18 protein-coding genes and 7 tRNA genes are annotated in these 18808 nt (G+C 71.9%); 12 read left to right on the top strand and 13 right to left on the bottom strand.

Annotated elements, in window-relative coordinates; genetic code table 11:
- Nucleotides 1-83: 83 nt before the first annotated feature.
- On the top strand, nucleotides 84-1082 hold the full coding sequence (gap, locus tag ACZ7LE_RS12040; RefSeq protein WP_470403506.1) for a type I glyceraldehyde-3-phosphate dehydrogenase: 999 nt from the start codon (nucleotides 84-86) through the stop codon (nucleotides 1080-1082).
- Nucleotides 1083-1299: 217 nt separating this feature from the next.
- Here the strand turns inward: gap and ACZ7LE_RS12035 are convergent, their stop codons facing one another.
- Nucleotides 1300-1758 (bottom strand): protein-tyrosine phosphatase family protein, encoded by a 459-nt coding sequence (locus tag ACZ7LE_RS12035; protein ID WP_470403505.1) that lies wholly within the window; start codon nucleotides 1756-1758, stop codon nucleotides 1300-1302.
- Nucleotides 1759-1841: 83 nt separating this feature from the next.
- Here ACZ7LE_RS12035 and ACZ7LE_RS12030 point away from each other — a divergent pair, with 83 nt between their 5' ends.
- Nucleotides 1842-2423, top strand: coding sequence for a dihydrofolate reductase family protein (locus ACZ7LE_RS12030; RefSeq protein WP_470403504.1), 582 nt, complete (start codon nucleotides 1842-1844; stop codon nucleotides 2421-2423).
- Nucleotides 2424-2511: 88 nt separating this feature from the next.
- Here ACZ7LE_RS12030 and ACZ7LE_RS12025 read toward each other — a convergent pair whose 3' ends face one another.
- A complete protein-coding gene (locus ACZ7LE_RS12025) occupies nucleotides 2512-4125 on the bottom strand; it encodes a beta-1,3-glucanase family protein (protein ID WP_470403503.1) in 1614 nt (537 codons plus the stop codon).
- A 282-nt stretch (nucleotides 4126-4407) separates the two neighbouring features.
- Here ACZ7LE_RS12025 and ACZ7LE_RS12020 point away from each other — a divergent pair, with 282 nt between their 5' ends.
- Nucleotides 4408-5307, top strand: coding sequence for an alpha/beta fold hydrolase (locus ACZ7LE_RS12020; RefSeq protein ID WP_470403502.1), 900 nt, complete (start codon nucleotides 4408-4410; stop codon nucleotides 5305-5307).
- A 9-nt stretch (nucleotides 5308-5316) separates the two neighbouring features.
- On the opposite strand, the gene ACZ7LE_RS12015 is transcribed toward ACZ7LE_RS12020, so the two are convergent.
- Nucleotides 5317-5571, bottom strand: coding sequence for a hypothetical protein (locus ACZ7LE_RS12015; protein WP_470403501.1), 255 nt, complete (start codon nucleotides 5569-5571; stop codon nucleotides 5317-5319).
- Between the two features lie 254 nt (nucleotides 5572-5825).
- On the opposite strand from ACZ7LE_RS12015, the gene ACZ7LE_RS12010 reads away from it, so the two are divergent.
- Nucleotides 5826-6107: a winged helix-turn-helix domain-containing protein gene (locus ACZ7LE_RS12010; protein ID WP_470403500.1), complete on the top strand. Its 282-nt coding sequence runs from the start codon at nucleotides 5826-5828 to the stop codon at nucleotides 6105-6107.
- 102 nt (nucleotides 6108-6209) lie between these two features.
- Here the strand turns inward: ACZ7LE_RS12010 and ACZ7LE_RS12005 are convergent.
- The 6 genes from ACZ7LE_RS12005 to ACZ7LE_RS11980 all read right to left on the bottom strand — a co-directional run bounded on the left by ACZ7LE_RS12005 (nucleotide 6210) and on the right by ACZ7LE_RS11980 (nucleotide 10268).
- A tRNA-Val gene (locus ACZ7LE_RS12005) sits at nucleotides 6210-6281 on the bottom strand.
- An 83-nt stretch (nucleotides 6282-6364) separates the two neighbouring features.
- Complete coding sequence (locus ACZ7LE_RS12000) at nucleotides 6365-7213, bottom strand: aminotransferase class IV (RefSeq protein ID WP_470403499.1); 849 nt, start codon at nucleotides 7211-7213, stop codon at nucleotides 6365-6367.
- Between the two features lie 13 nt (nucleotides 7214-7226).
- On the bottom strand, nucleotides 7227-7829 hold the full coding sequence (locus tag ACZ7LE_RS11995) for a dihydrofolate reductase family protein (RefSeq protein WP_470403498.1): 603 nt from the start codon (nucleotides 7827-7829) through the stop codon (nucleotides 7227-7229).
- A gap of 60 nt (nucleotides 7830-7889) precedes the next feature.
- Nucleotides 7890-8276: a VOC family protein gene (locus tag ACZ7LE_RS11990; RefSeq protein WP_470403497.1), complete on the bottom strand. Its 387-nt coding sequence runs from the start codon at nucleotides 8274-8276 to the stop codon at nucleotides 7890-7892.
- The gene (locus ACZ7LE_RS11985; protein WP_470403496.1) at nucleotides 8273-9136 is read right to left on the bottom strand and encodes a helix-turn-helix domain-containing protein; all 864 of its coding nucleotides are present in this window, start codon (nucleotides 9134-9136) and stop codon (nucleotides 8273-8275) included. The genes ACZ7LE_RS11990 and ACZ7LE_RS11985 overlap by 4 nt, the downstream gene beginning before the upstream one ends.
- A 70-nt stretch (nucleotides 9137-9206) precedes the next feature.
- A complete protein-coding gene (locus ACZ7LE_RS11980) occupies nucleotides 9207-10268 on the bottom strand; it encodes a chorismate-binding protein (RefSeq protein WP_470404545.1) in 1062 nt (353 codons plus the stop codon).
- A gap of 191 nt (nucleotides 10269-10459) precedes the next feature.
- On the opposite strand from ACZ7LE_RS11980, the gene ACZ7LE_RS11975 reads away from it, so the two are divergent.
- The 3 genes from ACZ7LE_RS11975 to ACZ7LE_RS11965 all read left to right on the top strand — a co-directional run bounded on the left by ACZ7LE_RS11975 (nucleotide 10460) and on the right by ACZ7LE_RS11965 (nucleotide 10749).
- Nucleotides 10460-10531, top strand: a tRNA-Gly gene (locus ACZ7LE_RS11975).
- A gap of 64 nt (nucleotides 10532-10595) precedes the next feature.
- Nucleotides 10596-10666, top strand: a tRNA-Cys gene (locus ACZ7LE_RS11970).
- Nucleotides 10667-10677: 11 nt separating this feature from the next.
- Nucleotides 10678-10749 (top strand) — tRNA-Val (locus ACZ7LE_RS11965).
- A gap of 58 nt (nucleotides 10750-10807) precedes the next feature.
- On the opposite strand, the gene ACZ7LE_RS11960 is transcribed toward ACZ7LE_RS11965, so the two are convergent.
- The 3 genes from ACZ7LE_RS11960 to ACZ7LE_RS11950 form a co-directional block, all read right to left on the bottom strand.
- The gene (locus tag ACZ7LE_RS11960; RefSeq protein ID WP_470403495.1) at nucleotides 10808-11644 is read right to left on the bottom strand and encodes an MBL fold metallo-hydrolase; all 837 of its coding nucleotides are present in this window, start codon (nucleotides 11642-11644) and stop codon (nucleotides 10808-10810) included.
- A 31-nt stretch (nucleotides 11645-11675) separates the two neighbouring features.
- Nucleotides 11676-12242, bottom strand: a complete 567-nt coding sequence (locus tag ACZ7LE_RS11955; RefSeq protein WP_470403494.1) for a dihydrofolate reductase family protein — start codon at nucleotides 12240-12242, stop codon at nucleotides 11676-11678.
- A gap of 107 nt (nucleotides 12243-12349) precedes the next feature.
- The gene (locus tag ACZ7LE_RS11950) at nucleotides 12350-12748 is read right to left on the bottom strand and encodes a PPOX class F420-dependent oxidoreductase (protein ID WP_470403493.1); all 399 of its coding nucleotides are present in this window, start codon (nucleotides 12746-12748) and stop codon (nucleotides 12350-12352) included.
- Between the two features lie 274 nt (nucleotides 12749-13022).
- On the opposite strand from ACZ7LE_RS11950, the gene ACZ7LE_RS11945 reads away from it, so the two are divergent.
- From ACZ7LE_RS11945 to ACZ7LE_RS11925, 5 genes are all read left to right on the top strand, one after another.
- The gene (locus ACZ7LE_RS11945) at nucleotides 13023-13904 is read left to right on the top strand and encodes a S1 family peptidase (RefSeq protein WP_470403492.1); all 882 of its coding nucleotides are present in this window, start codon (nucleotides 13023-13025) and stop codon (nucleotides 13902-13904) included.
- A gap of 189 nt (nucleotides 13905-14093) precedes the next feature.
- Nucleotides 14094-14165: transfer RNA gene (locus ACZ7LE_RS11940), tRNA-Gly, on the top strand.
- 25 nt (nucleotides 14166-14190) lie between these two features.
- Nucleotides 14191-14261, top strand: a tRNA-Cys gene (locus tag ACZ7LE_RS11935).
- A 1-nt stretch (nucleotide 14262) separates the two neighbouring features.
- Nucleotides 14263-14337 (top strand) — tRNA-Val (locus tag ACZ7LE_RS11930).
- A gap of 319 nt (nucleotides 14338-14656) precedes the next feature.
- Nucleotides 14657-18106 carry a glycosyl hydrolase family 95 catalytic domain-containing protein gene (locus ACZ7LE_RS11925; RefSeq protein ID WP_470403491.1) on the top strand — a complete coding sequence of 1150 codons (3450 nt, stop codon included), beginning with the start codon at nucleotides 14657-14659 and terminating at the stop codon, nucleotides 18104-18106.
- Here ACZ7LE_RS11925 and ACZ7LE_RS11920 read toward each other — a convergent pair.
- Nucleotides 18103-18804: a tyrosine-protein phosphatase gene (locus ACZ7LE_RS11920; protein WP_470403490.1), complete on the bottom strand. Its 702-nt coding sequence runs from the start codon at nucleotides 18802-18804 to the stop codon at nucleotides 18103-18105. The genes ACZ7LE_RS11925 and ACZ7LE_RS11920 overlap by 4 nt on opposite strands.
- Between the last annotated feature and the right edge of the window lie 4 nt (nucleotides 18805-18808).

Raw genomic sequence — 18808 nt, 5'->3', positions numbered from 1 at the left:
GGAATCCTTGCGTGCGGTGGCGTTCCAGCCGCTTTCGGACGACGCCGCGCGAGCGCAGCATGGTCGCTGACGAAAGGAAACCGATGACCCGCATCGCCATCAACGGCTTCGGCCGGATCGGACGCAACACCCTGCGCGCGCTGCTCGAGCGCGACACCAAGCTCGAGGTGGTCGCGATCAACGACCTCACCGCGCCGGACGCCCTCGCCCAGCTGCTCAAGTTCGACAGCGCGCTCGGCCGACTGGGACGTCCGGTCGAGGTCGACGGCGACGAGCTCGTCGTGGACGGCCGCCGCATCAAGGTGCTCGCCGAGCGCGAGCCCGGCAAGCTGCCGTGGGCGGAGCTCGGCGTGGACCTCGTGCTGGAGTCCACCGGCCGCTTCACCTCCGCCGACGCCGCCCGCGCGCACCTCGACGCCGGCGCCCGGAAGGTTCTGGTCAGCGCTCCCTCGGCCGGCGCGGACGTGACGCTCGCCTACGGCGTGAACACCGACGCCTACGACCCCGCGGAGCACGTGATCGTCTCGAACGCGTCGTGCACCACGAACGCGCTGGCCCCGCTGGCCTCCGTGCTGGACGACCTGGCCGGCATCGAGCACGGGTTCATGACCACCGTGCACGCCTACACCCAGGAGCAGAACCTGCAGGACGGGCCGCACCGCGACCCGCGCCGGGCCCGCGCCGCCGGCGTCAACATCGTGCCGACCACGACGGGCGCCGCCAAGGCGATCGGCCTGGTGCTGCCCAACCTGAACGGCAAGCTGTCGGGCGACTCGATCCGCGTGCCGGTGCCGGTCGGCTCCATCGTGGAGCTGAACACCACGGTGGCGCGCGAGGTCACCCGCGAGGAGGTGCTGGCGGCGTACCGCACCGCGGCCGACGGCGCCCTCAAGGGCATCCTCGACTACTCCGACGAGCCGCTGGTCTCCAGCGACATCACCGGCGAGGCGGCCTCGGCGATCTTCGACTCGGCGCTGGTCCGGGTGGACGGCAAGCACGTCAAGGTCGTGGCCTGGTACGACAACGAGTGGGGCTTCTCCAACCGCGTGATCGACACGCTGGAGCTGCTCGCCCAGGGCTGAGGCGAGGAGCGCGTTGGCGCCGGACCGGGCTGACGCCCGGATCCGGGTGATCGGTACAAAGTCAGATGGTCGGCAGCTCGAACTGCCGACCACCTGACTTTCTACCGACTGCTCGAATTGCCGACCATGCGCCCCCGCGGACCATGCGCCCCCGCCGATCACGCGCTCCTGCCGATCACGCGCTCCCTGCCGACCGCGCGCCCCCTGCCCCTGCCGATCACCCCGGCTGAACGCCCCCGCCGTCCAGCGGCGCCGCCACCTCCGCGATCCACCGGCGCTGCGCCCGGGTCTCCACCGCACGTCGGTGGTAGTGCGCGCGGACCCACGCGACGGCGTCGTCGGGCGCCACCCCGCTCATGATCGCGAGCACCGAGAGCGCTGTGCCCGTGCGGCCCACTCCGCCGCCGCACGCGATCTCGACCCGCTCGGTCGCGGCGCGCACATGAGCCTCCCGCAGCGCAGCCAGCGCCTCCTGCGTCGAGTCAGGCAGCCGGAAGTCACGCCAGCGGACCCACCGGTACTCCCGGCCGGGCACCGCCGGATCCCGGCCCCGCAGGTAGACCGCGAAGTCGGGCAACGGCACCGTGCCGCGCGGGCGACGCAGCCCCGTGCCGCGCACCCGCCGCCCGTCGGGGAGCTCGACGACGCCGCCGTCGGCCAGGTTCCAGTGATCCATCGCTCCAGCCTAGGGAGCCGGACGCCGATGAGTAACGGGGCTTTCCGCAGTCGGACGGTGAGGGAAACCGGAAGGAGTCCGCGATGAGCAAGGTGATCACGCACATGACGATGTCCCTGGACGGCTTCATCGCCGACCCGGACGACCGCATCGACGACATCTTCGACTGGTACGCCGTCGGCCCGGTCGAGGTGCCGAGCGCCAACGAGGGCGTCTCGCTCCGGGTCGACGAGGCCAGCGCGGTGATGCTGCGCGACCTGACCGAGGGCACGGGCGCCCTCGTGTCCGGCCGGCGCCTGTTCGACATCACCGACGGCTGGGGCGACAGCCACCCCGTGGGCGCCCCCGTCGTCGTCGTCACGCACCACGTACCGCAGGACGCGGACCGGTGGCCGCGCACCACGTTCGTCGGCGACGTCGCCGAAGCCGTCGCCCGCGCCCGCGAGATTGCCGGCGACAAGGACGTCACGATCGCGAGCGCGAACGTGGCCCAGCAGGCGCTCGCGCTCGGGCTGGTGGACGACGTGTGCGTCAGCCTTGCCCCGGTGCTGCTCGGCGCGGGCATCCCGTACTTCGCCGACCTGGGCAAGCACCTGCTCCTCGAGGACCCGGAGGTCGTCCAGGGCAAGCGCGCCCTGCACCTGCGGTACGCGGTGCGCCGCTGACCTCGGTCGGTTGCCTTGAGAGCGGTCGGTCGACCGACCGGTCTCAAGGCATCCGACCGAAATCAGCGCCAGGTGAGCTACGGCCTGGTCAGAAGGTCCAGCGCTGCCCGGCGGCGCCGGAGCAGGTGCGGATCTCCAGGCGTTGGCCGTCGTGCAGGGGCGTGCCCCCGACCGCCGTCAGGCACTTGCCCGACTGCGGGTTCACGAGTGCCTGGTTGCCGGACTGGTAGGTCCAGCTCTGCGCGCCCGTGCCGTTGCACTCCCAGAGCTGCACGACGGCGCCGTCAGCGGAGCTCCCGGACGCCACGTCCATGCACCGGCCGAGTGCGCTGAGGGTGGAGCCCGACCGGGTCCAGGTCTGGGCGGTGTTGCCGGTGCAGTTCACGATCTGCAGCGGGTTGCCGTTGAACGAGTCGGCCCAGGGGACGTCCACGCACATGCCGTTCGACGCGTGCACGGCGCCCGTGCCGGACGGGAGCGGCCCGCTGCCGCCGTCGCCCCCGCCGCCGTCCGACCCGGCGATCGGGGTCGCGGCGCCGGAGAACGGGTCGAGCTGGATGTAGGCGGCCGACGGGTTGCCGTCGTGCACCAGGGACTCCTGTGCCAGCACGTCGTCGAACGCGAAGCCGTACGCCTTGCCGTTGGCCATCTGCTGGTGGATGAACTTGGAGTAGTAGTCGGTCACGGAGGCCTCGTAGAACCCTGTGGTGCTGGTACCCGGCTGGGTGGTGCGGGTCAGCAGGGTGGAGCGGTGGAAGCCGGCGCACAGGGTGCGGGCGATGGCGCCGATGTCGTTGTTGGGCGCAGCGAGGTCGTTGTAGCAGCCGAAGACCGAGTCGCTCGACGGCTTGCGGAACTCGGTCACGTACGCGCCCGAGGCGTTGGTGAAGCGCATGACGCCGTTCTGGACCCGGCCGGTGAACACCGTTGCGGGGTCGTAGGAGTAGGGCGCCACGGTGAGGTTCTCGTTCGTGTACTTGGCCCACACCTGGTCCACGTACGACGAGAGGATGTTCGCGTCGATCTGCCCGGTCCCGATCGCGTGCCCGGGCGCGAGGATGCGCAGCAGCGACCCGTCCGGGGCGCGCTGGGCGAGGTTGCCCCAGCCGGGCGTGGCGGCCAGGGCGTTGACGACGTTCTGGTAGCCGTCGGGCTTGAGCATCCCGGTGCTGATCACCGAGCCGTCGGCCTTGCGCAGGCCGGTCTGGTACGGGGCCGAGAGGAAGTCGACCTGGGTGCTGTTGATCCACAGGCCTGAGTCGTTGAGCGTGAACTCGGTCCAGCTGAAGAGCTTGTTGCGGTTGGGGTCGCTGGGGTTCTGCACCGCGGGCTGGACCAGTCGGCCGTCGTTGACGACCTTGAAGCTGAGCTTGCTGCCGTACGAGAAGTAGACCCGGCCCGACATCTTGGGCAGCTGGATCGTCTTCGACTGCCCGTCCGCGGGGCCGGCGATCGAGGCGTCGGGCGCGTCCACGGGCGTGCCGCCCACGGTGGGCCAGGCGTGGAACGCGCCGGACGCGTCGGCCCAGCCGAGCTGACCGGTGCCGGGGTCGCCCAGGACGTAGACGAACACCTGGTCGCCGCGCCCCGAGTCGTTGGTGATGGTCAGGGGGATCGTGGCGGGGACGGCCGCCGCCGGGGTGGGCTGTGCGACGACGAGCGTGGCCGCCGTGACCGCGAGCGCGCCGACCGCGGCGAGCACGCTGCGGAGCGGGTGGAGTCTGGACCTTCGTGCACGTGACGGGGTTCGTGACAGCGTTCGTGACATGGGGAGATCTCCTCGTGTATCCGGGTAGCACGCCGTTGTACCTACTGGACTGTCAGGGAATCGGATATTAGTGAGGAACCCTGCCAATGTCACTAGTCCGGCACGATCGGATGTGCCGACGGCCGTGCGGCTAGTGTCGGTCGGGAGTGCACCACCCCTGATTCCGGCGCCGTCCGGCTCGCTCCGTCCGGCGCCGACGAGCGGAGGAGAGCGCGCGTGAATGCGACCGACAAGCCCCGGCACCGCAGCGTCGACGTCGACGGGCTGGAGATCTTCTACCGGGAGGCGGGGGCTCCGGACCGGCCGTGCGTGCTGCTGCTGCACGGCTTCCCGAGCTCGTCACACCTCTTCCGGCACGTCATGGCACCCCTGGCCGAGGTGAGCCGCGTGGTCGCCCCGGACCTGCCGGGCTTCGGGTTCTCCGACGCGCCCACCGCGGACGAGTACGACTACCGGTTCGCCGTCCTGGCCGACACGGTCGAGGCGTTCCTGGAGCAGATCGGCGTCGACAGGTTTTTCGTCTACCTGCACGACTTCGGCGCCCCTGTCGGGTACCACCTCGCCACCCGGCATCCCGGACGGGTGCTCGGTCTCGTGGTGCAGAACGGCAACGCGCACGAGGAAGGGCTGGGCGGCCAGTGGGACACCGCGCGGGCGTTCTGGGCGGACCCCTCGGAGGCCAACCGCGCCCGGCTGCCCGAGTGGCTCACCTTCGAGGGCGTCCGGGACGAGTACGTGAGCGGGCTCCCGGAACGGGTGCGGGAGCTGGCGCCGCCCGAGTCGTGGCACCTGGACTGGAGCCGGATCTCGCGGCCGGGCAACCTCGACGCCCAGTTCCGGCTGTTCACCGACTACGCCACCCACGTGGCCCGCTTCGACGAGCTGGCGGAGTACCACCGCGCCCATCAGCCGCCGTGCCTGGTGCTCTGGGGGCGCCACGACACGTACTTCGACCTGGCCGAGATCATGGGGTACGCGCGCACGCTCGACCGGCTGGAGGTCCATATCTACGACGCCGGCCACATGCTGCTCGAGACGCACTGGCCGGAGTGCGTGGCGGTGATGCGGTCGTTCGTCCGGGACGTCAGAGCGCGCCAAGGCATCGGGGGGTTGTGACGCCGCGGATCAGGGGCGGCGGTCCAGGATCGCCTGGGTGGCGTTGTCGAGATTCTCGACGAGCTTGTGGACGCCGTCGAGCAGGGCGGCGAGGCCGATCAGGAGGGCGATGACGCCGAGGACCACGGCGACGGTTCCCACGGCGCCGGCGCCGACGGTCAGGAGGGTCGGCCCGATGATCAGCCCGGCCAGCCCCAGGGTGACCGGGCCGGCGGACCGGTTGGCCGCGGGGGAGTTGCGCACGTTCTCGGTCGCATCAGTCATGCGGCACATCGTCCAGCCTGGATGGGCCCCGTGACCAGGGGATGTGGGTGTTCGGTGTGCGAACAGGCACTGTGTGACTGCATCCGGGGGCGATGCGGCCCGATCGGGCCTGGTGAACACCGGTCAATAGTGGCGGGAGCAAGCGAAAGGTCCTTCCGCTCGCTCAGCGTTTCCGCTGGCTGGAGGGCCGTTCCGTTAAGTTCGCGGGTCCAGCCGTGTGCTGTACTAAGTGCAGCAGGGGAGGGGATGTCCACATGCCCACGAAGACCACTGGCGAGTCCGCAGGTCAGCAGCTGGCCAAAGCCCTACGCCGCCGCATCGTTGACGAGCTGTCCGAGGGCGACCAACTCCCTTCATCGGCCCAACTGCAAGCCCAGCACGGAGTGTCGAGCACCGTCGTCCGAGATGCGATCAAGGTCCTCAAGACGCAAGGATTCGTCGTCGGCCAACAGGACGATGGCGTGTTCGTCGCCGCGATCGGGCTCCCCGGCGGTGAGCCCGCTTTCCCCGACGCCCCACAGCGCGGAGGAGCGTAGTACAGCAGTTGGTGCCGCAGCCCGGACGCTGGTCGTTCTCTGTACAAAGCGAAAGGCCCTCCCGCTCAGCGTTTCCGCTGGCCGGAGGGCCTTTCTGCACGGTGGGCGATACTGGGATCGAACCAGTGACCTCTTCGGTGTGAACGAAGCGCGCTACCCCTGCGCCAATCGCCCGTGCTGCCTGCCCCGTCGGGGCGTGCGTGGACGATATTAGCCTGGTTCGAGCGCGGATGCGAAATCCGAATCGCCGGGCCGTGTCAGGGGTCGGTGCGCTCGCGCATGTTCCGCTCGAACAGGTCGCGTGCGGCGGCCGACAGCTCGCCGATCTGCAGGTCGACGCCGTCGAGCCAGACCGTCGGCTGGACGTTGCGCACCGACCCGGTCAGCAGCATCCGGGCCTCGCCGGCGGACACCCGGTCGAGCACCGAGAACGGCAGCTCGCCGTCCTTGGCCTCGCGCACGGGAAGCCCGGCCTCGGCGCCCCACTCGAGCAGCAGCTCGCGCGTGATGCCGGCCAGGCAGCCCACGCTGAGCGGGGGAGTGACCAGCTCGCCGTCGAGCTCCAGGAACACGTTCGAGCCCGTGCCCTCGCACAGGTCGCCCGCGGTGTTCGCGAAGACCGACTCGTCGGCGCCCTTGCCGATGGCGTCGGCCAGCGCCACGACGTTCTCGGCGTACGACGTCGTCTTCAGGCCCGCCACCGCGCTGTTCTCGTTGCGGGTCCAGGGGGAGCGGGCGGCCCGCCCGGTGGGCACGACGACGGCCTCGGTCGCCGCCACGACCACCGTCTGCGGGGTGTCCGACCGGCCGGAGCCGAGCGGCCCGATGCCGTCGGTCACCGTGATGCGCAGCCGGCCGGCGTCCGGCGAGGCGGCCAGGACCGCGTCCACGCCGTCGCGCACCTTGCGCAGGTCCAGGGGCGCCATGCCCATGCCGGACGCCGACCGCTCCAGGCGCGCCAGGTGGCGCGTCAGCGCGAACGCCTGCCCGTTCAGGACGGCGCAGGTCTCGAAGACGCCGTCGCCGACCGTGATGCCGTGGTCCACCGCGCTGAGCGCGGCCTCGCCGGGCGCGACCATGCGCCCCTCTGTCCAGATGACCGTCATGCCGCCCAGTGTGTCACCGGCGCAGGGTCACGTGGGTCACCTCCGGTGTGTGCCGCACGCTCGTGGACGAGAACTCGATGGGCGGCACGCCGTCGAACAGGCGCGTGCCCGCACCCAGGGTGAACGGCGCCACGTGCAGGCGCAGCTCGTCCACGTGCCCGGCGGCGAGGTACTCGTTGAGGGTGGTGACCCCGCCCGTGATGGAGATGTCGCCGTCCCCTGCGGCTTCCCGGGCCTGGGCGAGCGCGCTCTCGATGCCGTCGGTGACGAAGTGGAACGTGGTGCCGCCGTCCATCGGGATCGGCTCGCGGTCGTGGTGGGTGAGGACGAAGACGGGCCCGTGGTACGGCGGGTTCTCGCCCCACCAGCCCCTCCAGTCCGGGTCCCAGTCCCCGCGGCCGGCGGAGAACATGTTGCGGCCCATCACGTACGCGCCCGCGCCGACGATGGCGTCCACCTCCGCTCGGTGTGCGTCGGGGTGGTCGAACATCCACCCGGCCATCCAGGTGTTCAGGCGTTCACCCGTCGTCGCACCGAACGGGTGCTCCAGGCTCTGGTCGTGGCCCGCGGAGTAGCCGTCGAGCGAGACTGCCAGGTCTGCTTTCACGATTCCCATGCCTGTCCGACGACGACGGCCGCGGGAACTCATCGGTGACCCTCACCGTCGGGCAGTGGATCAGCCCTCGCCGCGGTAGCTCCCGAAGCTCCACAGGTTGCCCTCCGGGTCGCGCACCACGCAGGACCGGCCGCCGTAGTCCTGGTCGGCGGGCTCCCGCAGGCTGGAGCCGCCGGCGGCGAGGGCGGCCGCGTAGGTGCCGTCGACGTCGTCGGTCACGGCGTAGGCCGAGCCGGTCCCGGTCTGGTCGGGCCACTGGGGGCGTGGCCGGTGCGTGCCGAGCATGACGCCGCCGCCCTCGGGCCAGGCCAGCTCGGCGTGCTGGACGACGGCGGGGTCGGTGTCGTCGCGGTAGACGGCGCGCTCCTCGAAGCCGACGGCCTTCAGCCAGGTCAGACCCGCGTCGGCGTCGCGGTAGGACAGGGTGATCCACAGTCCGGTGCTCATCGTGCTCCTCCTCGTTCGGGTGTCTCCCACGATGCCCGGGGCGGGTCGGCGACGTCTTGAACGAACGGGAACTCCTCGCGCAGCCAGGTGGTCGGGGTGCAGCCGCCCAGGGCCACCCACTCGCGGGTCAGGTGGGCGTGGTCGGCGTACCCGGTCCGTGCGGCGACGTCGGCGAGGTTCACGCGGCCCGTCCGGGCGGCCACCACGAGCGCGCGGCGCGACCGGGCGAGGCGGGCCACGCGCCGCAGGTCGCGGGGTGTGAGCCCGCACTCGGCGCGGACGAGGTCCTGCAGGCGGCGACGGCTCCAGCCCTGCTCGGCCGCGACGTCGCGGACCTGACCGCCGTGCGCGATGCCGGCGAGCGCCCGCCCGACGTCGGCCCGCGGGCCGGGCTCCCCGGCCCGCGCGAGGTGCTCGACCAGGACACGCACGACGGCCGCGCCGTCCGGGGCCGTGCCGTCGGAGGACGTGGCGAGCAGCTCCGGCAGGTGCGCGAGGTGCGGCGCGACCTCGGGCAGGCTGGTCAGCTCCCCAGCGAGCTCGCCCGCGGGCACCCCGAGCAGCGCCCGCGTTCCCCGCAGCGTGAGGGAGATGCTCAGCCCGCGCTGGCGGCCGCCGTGGTGGATGGCGGCGGGCCGGGTGTGCAGGCCGGACACGCACGACCAGGCCTGCCGCCGGGAGCCGTCGGACCCGGCCCACGAGACGTCGAGCGGCTCGCCGAGCGGCAGCTCGAACGTCACCCCGGTGCCGGGCATGCCCCGGTGCACGCCGGGGGCTCCCAGGTCGAGGTCGTACGGGACGACGGCGGAGACGTAGGGAGCGAGGACCTCCGGGACGCCGGAGCCCGGGACGTGCGCCACGCCTCCACGGTAGACCGGGCCTCCGACACCTGGCCGGACGACGGCGCCCGGCGGGACGCCGCCCACGTCGTCAGGACGACGCCAGTGCGACCAGCCGCTCCGCCTTGAGCTCGGTCTCGTGCCACTCGCCCGTCGGGTCGGAGCCCCAGGTGATCCCCGCGCCCGTGCCGAACCGGAGCACGCCGTCAGCCCACCAGAAGGTCCGGATGCCGACGGCGAGCGAGGCCCGGCCGCCGTCGACCCAGCCCACGGCCCCGCAGTACGGGCCGCGCGGGGCGGTCTCCAGCTCGCGGATGATCCGCAGGGCGCTGGACTTCGGGGCGCCCGAGACCGAGCCGGGCGGGAAGGTGCCGGCCAGCAGCCGGCGCCACAGCTCGCCGGGGCGGACGACGTCGTCCGCCAGGACGCCGCGTACCCGCGAGACCAGGTGCACGAGGCCGGGGTGCGCCTCGACGGCGAGGAGCGACGTGACCTCGACCGTGCCCGGTCGGCAGACGGTCTGCAGGTCGTTGCGCACCAGGTCGGTGATCATCACGTTCTCGGCGCGGTCCTTGTCGCTCAGGCCGTCGGGTGTGCGCGCCGTGCCCTTGATCGGCCCGGACTCCACGTACGTCCCGTCCGGTCCGTCGGCCAGCGACAGGTACAGCTCGGGCGACGCGCTCACCACCCACACCGGGTCCAGCCCGCTCGCGGCGGGGACGTGGACGGCGGCCGCGTGCGGGGCCGGGTTGCCCGCGGCGAGGCGGGCGGCGAGCGCCCGCGCGTCGGGCTCGGCGCCCGCCGTGCTCCCGCCGCCGGGCAGGGGCGCGGACAGCACCCGGCAGATGTTGGCCTGGTAGACCTCGCCCTCGCGCACGTACTCGCGCACCCGGGCGACGGCGGCCTCGTAGGTGGCCTGGTCCATGGAGGTGGTCCACGTGTCGGACGCCGGTCCGTGCCAGGTGCGGGCGGGCTCCGTGCCCGCGTCGTGCACCTGGGCGAAGCGCCACGCGCGCGCCCGGCCCTCGAAGTCGGCGACGACGAACCAGGTGCCGGTCTCGAGGCGTTCCGGCTGCTCCAGCACGTCGACGCACTCGACGGCGTCGGTGGCGACGCGTCCGGCGAAGCTCGCCCAGCCGGTGGCGCCGGTCACGTCGGCCGGGGCCGGGGGAGCGCCCGGACGGGACGGAACCACTGGGATCGTGCGGTTTGCGGGGGAATGGGCCGGGCGGGGTGACACGGGACAACCGTACGGGTGGCGCGCGCGATTGGACGGTTCGCCCTCCGTTCGATTAATGTTCAGAACGCCGGAACACCGGGGGAAACCCCAGGATGCCCGGCTTCGCGGATGTAGCTCAGTGGTAGAGCATCACCTTGCCAAGGTGAGGGTCGCGGGTTCAAGTCCCGTCATCCGCTCGGAAAGTCGCTCTCGTGATTCTTCGGCTGAAGAGAGCAGCCGTCGGCTGCGGTCTGGCCGAGCGGTGGGTTGGCCGAGAGGCGAGGCAGCGGCCTGCAAAGCCGTACACACGGGTTCGAATCCCGTACCCACCTCGCAGCACGACGGGCGATTGGCGCAGCGGTAGCGCGCTTCCCTGACACGGAAGAGGTCACTGGTTCGATCCCAGTATCGCCCACGCATGTCGAGAGGCCCCCGGGCCGGCGGAGACGCCGATCCCGGGGGCCTTTCGCATGTCAGCCGGGGGTTCCCCGCTGCTCGTTCCACCGTGCCAGTCCGGCGACTTGTCCCTCGTGGATGGCGCTCACCCACTCCCAGCCGGGTTCGGCCGACGTGAGGCGCGGGTCGTCGGGAGCCCGTCCGTCCCGCAGGGCGTGCAGGTATGCGCGGTCCAGGTCGATCCGCGCGCGCACCTGGTCGGTCCCGGCGACAGTGGCCCCGTGGCCCGGCACGACCACCTCGACGTCGTCCGCGACGTCCTCCAGCGCGCGCAGCCCGGCGAGGTACTCCTCGACCGGGTCGCTCGTGTCGGTGAAGTCGCCGAGCATGGGCACGAAGACGTCGGACAGCATGTCGCCGGCGGCCAGCACGCCGGAGTCCTCGACCAGCAGCGCCGCGTGGCCGGGGGAGTGCGCCGGGTGCTCGATGATCCGCACGCCGGGGCCGTGCCACGGGATCCGTTCGGTCCCGGCGGGCAACCCGGTGACGAGGCCGAAGAGGTCCAGCGGGACGTCGTCCGCGATCTCCGGCGGGAGCCCCTCCGTGACGCGGGCCTGCCAGTCCGGGGCCGACCGCAGCGCGTGCAGGTCGGCGGCGCAGCGGGCGGTGCCGTAGCGCGGGGCCTCGCCGAGCCCGGGGTGCCACAGCACGTGGTCCCAGTCGGGGTGCGTCGAGAAGCCCGCGACGACGGGCAGGCCCAGCTCGTTCAGGTCGTTCGCGAGGCCGGCCATCTCGGCGCCCGTGATCCCGGCGTCGACGACCAGGGCGCCGTCCCGGCCGCGCACGACCACGGTGTTGTTCCGGAGCAGGTCGCTCCGGTGGACCAGGACGCCGTCCGCCACCTGGGTCAGCATGTCGTGTCCTCCCGTCGGCCCGCGTCCGGCCTCAGCTGCCGGCCCCGGGCGGGCCGTCCATCACGGTCGGTACGTAGTCCAGCAGCTGCAGACGGCCGTCGAACGTGCGGTGCTCGACCAGCTCCATCGCCACGTCCGGGTACCCGTCGAAGATCCGCTCCTTCCCGCTGGCGCCCGTGACGACCGGGAACACGACCACCCGGTAGCGGTCCACCAGCCCGGCGAGCAGCAGCGACCGGCACAGGCTGAGGCTGCCGAGCGTGCGCAGCGGCCGGTCGGAGGTCTCCTTGAGCTTGCGCACCGCCTCGACGGCGTCGCCGGTGACGAGCTCGGTGTTGGCCCAGGACAGCGGCGTCTCCAGCGTCGAGGAGAACACCACCTTGGGCATGTCGGCGAGCGGGTCCTCGGGGATGTCGGCCATCAACGTGGTCATCACGCGGTACGTCGTCGCACCCATCAGGGTGGTGTGCTGGTTCTCGCCGTCCTCCCCGAGAAAGGCGAGGTACTCCGGGCCCTCCAGCCCCCAGAACCCTGGCCAGCCCTCCGCGGCCGCGTAGCCGTCCAGCGAGATGATGAAGTCCACCATGAGCTTCTGCATCGGTTACTCCTCGGACTCGGTGTGTGCCCCTGGTGACCGGCCACGCCGAGGAAACTCATCGGTTGACGGCGGCCCGCCGGCCGAGCGGCCCGCCGTCCGGGACCCGGCTACTGCGTCGTGTAGTGCTCGATGCTCATCACCAGGATCACGCGGTCGGCGCTGTCCGCGGGCGGCTGCTGCTCGGTGTTGCCGTACCGCTTGCCCAGGTGGACGTAGAACTCGCCGGTCGGGTCGGGGATCACGTCGACGAGCTTGCCGCGCACCTCGATGTAGTTGAAGACGTTCTCGTCGTTGATGATCGCGAGGCTCATCGAGGGGTTGTGCTGCAGGTTGCGGTACTTGGCGCGGTACGTGGTGTGCGTGAAGCGCAGCGTCTCGCCGTCGAAGTCGAACCACATCGGGTTCACCTGGACGGTGTCGTCGGGACGGATGGTGCCGAGGAACGCGTAGTTCGGCTTCTCGAGCAGGTGGATGAGGTCAGCGGGGATGACGTCGGAAGCACTCATGCCGCCGAACATAACCCTTCCTGACGTTGTTCGGGGGTATGGGGTGAAAAAGAGCCGACGAGCCTGGTTTCACCTTGTCGATCCATGAATCTGCAGGGTGAAAGGGCTTCGTCGGCCCCGATTTCGTTACCAGCCTGTTACAACTGGTTTGAGCCCTTGTGGGGTGAATTATCCAGCGGCAATACTCGCGGCCAGCGAGACGGCAGGCGACGGTGCCCCGTTCCTGCCGAGCAGGGCACGCCGCCAGCGTGCCCACAACCCAGGAGGATGCGCCATGAGGTTCACTCGCACCACGCTCCACACCGGTTCGGCCAGGAAGGTCCGGCTGATCGCGCTCGCGGCCGGGTTCGGGCTCGTGACGTCCACGCTGGCCGGTCCGGCGGCCGTCGCCGCGCCCGACCGGCCCACCGTGGCGGAGCTCGCCACCGTGCACGCCGCCGTCGGGAAGGCCGACGTCGACGGCGTCGCCTGGTACACCGACGCGGCCACCGGCAAGGTGGTCGTCACCGCCGACTCGACCGTCTCCGCGGCCGAGCTCGCCCAGGTCCGCGCGGCCGCGGGCGCCGACCAGGACGCGCTGACCGTCAAGCGCACCTCCGGTGTCTTCAAGCCCCTGCTGGCCTCGGGCGACGCGATCTACGGCTCGGGATACCGCTGCTCGGTCGGGTTCAACGTCCGCAGCGGCAGCACGTACTACCTGCTGACCGCCGGGCACTGCGGCAACGTGGCGCCCACCTGGTACACGAACTCGGCGCAGACCACGCTCGTCGGCGCGACGGTGGGCTCCAGCTTCCCGAACAACGACTACGCCCTGGTCCGCTACGACAACACGTCGCTGAGCCACCCCGGCGGCTTCACGGCGGGCAACGCCTCCGTGGGGCAGAGCGTCACCCGGGACGGTTCCACCACCGGCGTGCACACCGGCAGGGTCACCGCGCTCAACGTGAGCGTCAACTACCAGGGCAGCGGCACCGTGCGGGGCATGATCCAGACCAACGTCTGCGCCGAGCCCGGCGATTCCGGCGGCGCGCTGTACAGCGGGTCGACGGCCCTGGGCATCACCTCCGGCGGCAGCGGCAACTGCTCCACAGGCGGCACCACGTTCTACCAGCCCGTCACCGAGGCGCTCAGCGTGTACGGCGTGTCCATCTACTGACGGGCGCCCGTACCTGACCTGCGCGGGCGGCGTCGCCGGGTGATCCCGGCGGTGTCGTCCGCGTCCTGCGGCGGCCGGACGGGGCGCCGCAGGTGGCGCGGCGATTTCGATTGGACCGGCACGCCGTTTGTGAACTACTCTTCCGGAGCGTCACCACGCCGGGACCGAAGGGTCCAGGATGGTCATAGCGCGGATGTAGCTCAGTGGTAGAGCATCACCTTGCCAAGGTGAGGGTCGCGGGTTCAAGTCCCGTCATCCGCTCGATACCCGCTTTGGTGGGGAGCACGGTGGGTTGGCCGAGAGGCGAGGCAGCGGCCTGCAAAGCCGTACACACGGGTTCGAATCCCGTACCCACCTCGGGCGATTGGCGCAGCGGTAGCGCGCTTCCCTGACACGGAAGAGGTCACTGGTTCGATCCCAGTATCGCCCACCAGCACGGCAAGGCCCCCTGGCCTGCGGAGACGCAGGCCAGGGGGCCTTTCGCATGCCCGGCGCCGGTGGACTGGTCCCATACATCGGATCTCTCGGCGCAAGTGGCGCCTGAATCGTCCCGTCCGCAGGGGTCTCAGGCCGGTGCGTCCAAGGAAACATCAGGTGTTTGGTTGACACCGCTCCGGGCGCGTTGCTTGAATGCTCGCGAGCACCGCCCGGCGTCCACGGTGGCGCAGGGGACGACGACGACGTCGATGGTCCGGAGGCCGATGATGACCTGCCGCTCGAACCCACTGCTGATGCGCCGACCTGCTCGACGCGTGCTGGCGACAGCACTGGCGCTGCTGCTCGCCGCACCGATGGCCGCCGCGGCGGTTCCCGCCATGGCCGCCTCGCAGGACACGACAGCACCGGAGGACACCACCGTGCGGGACGACCGACCACGCCTCGAGGGCGCGCCCGACACGATCTGGTTCGACGAGCCGCTGTCCACCGAGGGTGACCACCAGCGCAACTGGGAGCAGCGCGCGCTGCCGATCGGCAACGGTGCGCTGGGCGCCGTCGTCTACGGGGGCGTCACCGACGAGAAGCTCCAGCTCAACGAGAAGAGCCTCTGGACCGGAGGACCCGGTGCGCAGGGCGGCTACGACCACGGCAACTGGACCGACGGCCGCGGGCCCCAGACGATCGACGAGGCCCGGCAGCTCATCGCGCAGTCGCCGACCGGCGGCGTCGCACCCGAGACGATGGCGGACCTCCTGGGCAAGCCGAAGCTCAACTTCGGGTCCTACCAGACCTTCGGCGACCTCGACCTCACCACGACGGGCATCGGGGAGGCCGGCGACTACCGCAGGCAGCTCGACATCGGCGACTCGGTGGTGACCACGTCGTTCACCGCCGACGGCGTCGGCTACACGCGCGAGTACTTCGCCTCCGCGGCCGACGACGTCGTCGTCGTGCGTCTGACGGCCGACGAGCGTGGCTCGATCGGCTTCGACGCGCGACTGAACCTGCCGGGCGGGCGCACGGAGGTGACCCGCACGGCCGAGGGCGGGCGGCTCACGACGGCGGGGCGGCTCGCGAACAACGGGCTGCGCTTCGAGTCACAGCTCCAGGTGCTCAACCAGGGCGGCACGGTGACGAACGGCGACGGGACGGTCGGCGTCCGGGGCGCGACCTCCGTCACGCTCGTGCTCGGCGCCGCCACCGACTTCGCGATGGACCACGCGGCCGGCTACCGCACCGGCGTCGACCCCCACGGGCAGGTCACCCGGGCGGTGGACGCGGCGTCCGGCCGCGGGTTCAAGGCGCTCCTGACGCGCCACCAGAGCGACTGCCGGGGCCTCTTCGACCGGGTGGAGCTCGACCTCGGCGCCCGGCTCCCCGACGTCCCCACGGACGAGCTGCTGGCGGAGTACAGGTCGGCCACCGACCCCGAGAGCGCGCGGGCCCTGGAGGCGCTGTACTTCCAGTACGGCCGGTACCTGCTCGTCTCGTCCTCGCGCGGCGGCTCGCTCCCCGCCAACCTGCAGGGCGTCTGGAACCGGGTGAACAACCCGCCGTGGGACGCCGACTACCACGTGAACATCAACCTGCAGATGAACTACTGGCCGGCCGAGACCACGAACCTCTCCGAGACCACCGAACCGTTCTTCGACTACGTGGACTCGATGGTCGCCCCGGGAACGGTGACGGCGAGCCAGATGTACGGCGCGCGCGGCTGGGTCGTGGGGAACGAGACGAACCCCTACGGGTTCACCGGGTTCCACCAGTACCCGCAGTCGTTCTGGCAGCCGGACGCCGCGGCGTGGCTCGCCCAGCACTACTGGCAGCACTACCTCTTCACCGGGGACGAGCGGTTCCTGCGGGAGCGCGCCTACCCGATGCTCAAGGCGGTGTCGGAGTTCTGGATCGACTTCCTCGTGCGCGACACGGACGGCACCTACGTGGTCACGCCGAGCTACTCGCCCGAGCAGGGCGACTTCACGGTCGGGGCGTCGATCTCGCAGCAGATCGTCACCGAGCTGCTGACCTCGGCCGCGGCCGCCGCCGAGCTCACCGGCGAGGACGACGCCGCCTACCTCGCCGACCTCGACGAGAAGCTGCGGGGCATCTACCCGGGCCTCGCGATCGGGTCGTGGGGCCAGCTCAAGGAGTGGAAGGTCGAGCAGGCGCTCGACAACCCCACCAACCAGCACCGGCACGTCTCCCACCTCTACGCGCTCTTCCCCGGCACGGCCGTCTCGCCCGCCGCGACACCGGAGCTCGCCGCGGCCGCGCGCACCACGCTGGAGGGGCGCGGCGACGGCGGCACGGGGTGGTCGAAGGCGTGGAAGATCAACTTCTGGGCGCGCCTGCTCGACGGCGACCGTGCGCACAAGCTGCTCTCCGAGCAGCTCAAGGGCTCGACGCTCGACAACCTGTGGGACGACCACCCGCCGTTCCAGATCGACGGCAACTTCGGCGCGACGTCCGGCGTTGCGGAGATGCTGCTGCAGAGCCAGGCCGGGCGGATCGACGTGCTGCCCGCGCTGCCGACGGCCTGGCCGGACGGCTCGTACTCGGGCCTGAAGGCCCGCGGCGACGTCGAGGTCGACGCCCGGTGGGAGGGCGGATCGGTGCGGCAGATCGGTGTCCGGCCGGCCGCCGACGGCGAGCTGCGGGTCGCCAACCAGATCTTCCAGCCGGGCCTGTTCGCGCTGACGGACGACCGGGGCCGGGCCGTCCGGTCGACGGTCGAGGACGGCGTCGTGGTCTTCCAGGCGCGGGCCGGGCAGCGGTACGTGGCCAAGGCCGCGGTGGCGCTGTCGGTCACGGCGCCCGCGACGGCGACCACGGGTGACGCGATCCCGGTCACCGTACGCGCGGAGGCGACCGGTTCGACGCGGGTCGAGGGCGCGGTCGTGCGCGTCGGCGTCCCGGACGCCGGCACGCCGGGCTGGGCGGTCGAGCCCGCGGAGGTGGTGCTCGGCACGATCCGGCCCGGCAGGAGCGTCGAGCGGACCGTGACCGTCACCGTCGGCGCGGGCGACCCCTCGGGCCGGTCGCCGCTCACCGCGACGTTGGCCACGGGCGACGCGACGCTCACCCGCACCGCGGTGGTGCGGGTCAGACCGCCGACGCCCTGCCCGGTGCCCGACCCCGACGGCACGCTCGTCGCGTGGAACCTCGGCGGCGACGCCGACGGCGACCAGTCCGGCAACAACCACGACTGGCGCGTGGAGGGCACCCTCGGCGTGCTCGCCGAGGGCCCGACCGGCGCGGCCCAGCGGCTCGCGACCACGGGGTACGTCACGAGCACCGAGCCGTTCCCGCTCGGGTACCTCGAGGAGTCGACGTTCGCCGGCGAGTTCACGATCGACAGCGGTCAGTCGGGTCATCGGCGCCTGTTCGACCACCGGTCGGCGAGCAGCGACTCCGACGGCATCATGATCGACACGACGCCGTCGAACAACGTCCGCGTCATCACCGCGGGCACAGGGACGACGACGAGCGCCGTCGTCCCGACCGACCGCTGGTTCGAGCTGGTCGTGACCCTCTCGACCACCGGTCTGATCACCGTGTACGTCGACGGCGCGCAGGCGGCCACCGCAACGATCGGCGGGTACGAGGCGGCGAACGCGTGCACGTCGCGCACCCTGCACGTCGGCGCGAACCGGGACGGCGGCGAGCGGCAGTCCGGCGGCGCCGACCGGCTGGCGATCTTCGGCCGCGCGCTGACGGCGGACGAGGCGGGCCGGTGGCAGGAGCTGGCCTTCCCCGGGAGCTAGGGACGCAGCCTGGAGCGCAGGGCCCGCACATGCCCCGGCGTGAGCCCGCCGCGGCCCAGGTACGCCTCGACGCCGCCGTGCCGGGTGGTCAGGTGCTCCAGCGCCCCGAGGATGACGTGCCGGGCGGGCGGGACCCGGCGCTCGGCGGGCCGGTCGTAGCCCGGCTCGGCCGCCCGTTCGACGTACCGGGGCGCGAGCCGCTCGTTGGTGACCTCGTAGTCGTCGGCGAGGGCATCGACGTCCGCCCCGGCGAGCGTGAGCGCGAGCGCCACGACCAGGCCCGTGCGGTCCTTCCCGGCGGCGCAGTGCACCAGCACGGGCCCCTCGGGCGCGTCCGCGATCGCCGCCACGGCGCGCGCGAACAGCTCCGGGCGCCGGTCCAGCATGCCCTGGTAGAGGTGTACCCACGGCCCCTCCTCGGGGTCGCCGGGGCCCTGCACGGGCAGGTGCAGGGTGGTCCCGCCGACCAGCGGGCTCGGCCACTGCTCGAGCTCCTCCGGCCGGCGCAGGTCGATGACCCGCGCCAGCCCGTAGGCCGTGGCGGCGGCGACGCCGACGTCGGTCAGGTAGCTGGGGCACTCGGAGCGCACCAGCACGCGCTCGCGGATCGTGCCGCCGCCCGTGAGCGGGAGCCCGCCCAGGTCACGGACGTTCAGGCAGCCCGGCCAGTCCAGATGGAGCGGTGTGTAGTCCGTCACGCCC

Source organism: Promicromonospora sp. NPDC110617, from assembly GCF_055598465.1.
Note: the sequence above shows the minus strand (reverse complement) of the source record. Positions and strands in the feature narration are given on the sequence as shown.

Coding starts and splice junctions, on each gene's coding strand:
- gap (WP_470403506.1), top strand. CDS start 84: ATGACCCGCATCGCCATCAACGGCTTCGGCCGGATCGGACGCAACACC.
- ACZ7LE_RS12035 (WP_470403505.1), bottom strand. CDS start 1,758: ATGGATCACTGGAACCTGGCCGACGGCGGCGTCGTCGAGCTCCCCGAC.
- ACZ7LE_RS12030 (WP_470403504.1), top strand. CDS start 1,842: ATGAGCAAGGTGATCACGCACATGACGATGTCCCTGGACGGCTTCATC.
- ACZ7LE_RS12015 (WP_470403501.1), bottom strand. CDS start 5,571: ATGACTGATGCGACCGAGAACGTGCGCAACTCCCCCGCGGCCAACCGG.
- ACZ7LE_RS12010 (WP_470403500.1), top strand. CDS start 5,826: ATGCCCACGAAGACCACTGGCGAGTCCGCAGGTCAGCAGCTGGCCAAA.
- ACZ7LE_RS12000 (WP_470403499.1), bottom strand. CDS start 7,213: ATGACGGTCATCTGGACAGAGGGGCGCATGGTCGCGCCCGGCGAGGCC.
- ACZ7LE_RS11995 (WP_470403498.1), bottom strand. CDS start 7,829: ATGGGAATCGTGAAAGCAGACCTGGCAGTCTCGCTCGACGGCTACTCC.
- ACZ7LE_RS11990 (WP_470403497.1), bottom strand. CDS start 8,276: ATGAGCACCGGACTGTGGATCACCCTGTCCTACCGCGACGCCGACGCG.
- ACZ7LE_RS11960 (WP_470403495.1), bottom strand. CDS start 11,644: ATGCTGACCCAGGTGGCGGACGGCGTCCTGGTCCACCGGAGCGACCTG.
- ACZ7LE_RS11955 (WP_470403494.1), bottom strand. CDS start 12,242: ATGCAGAAGCTCATGGTGGACTTCATCATCTCGCTGGACGGCTACGCG.
- ACZ7LE_RS11950 (WP_470403493.1), bottom strand. CDS start 12,748: ATGAGTGCTTCCGACGTCATCCCCGCTGACCTCATCCACCTGCTCGAG.
- ACZ7LE_RS11945 (WP_470403492.1), top strand. CDS start 13,023: ATGAGGTTCACTCGCACCACGCTCCACACCGGTTCGGCCAGGAAGGTC.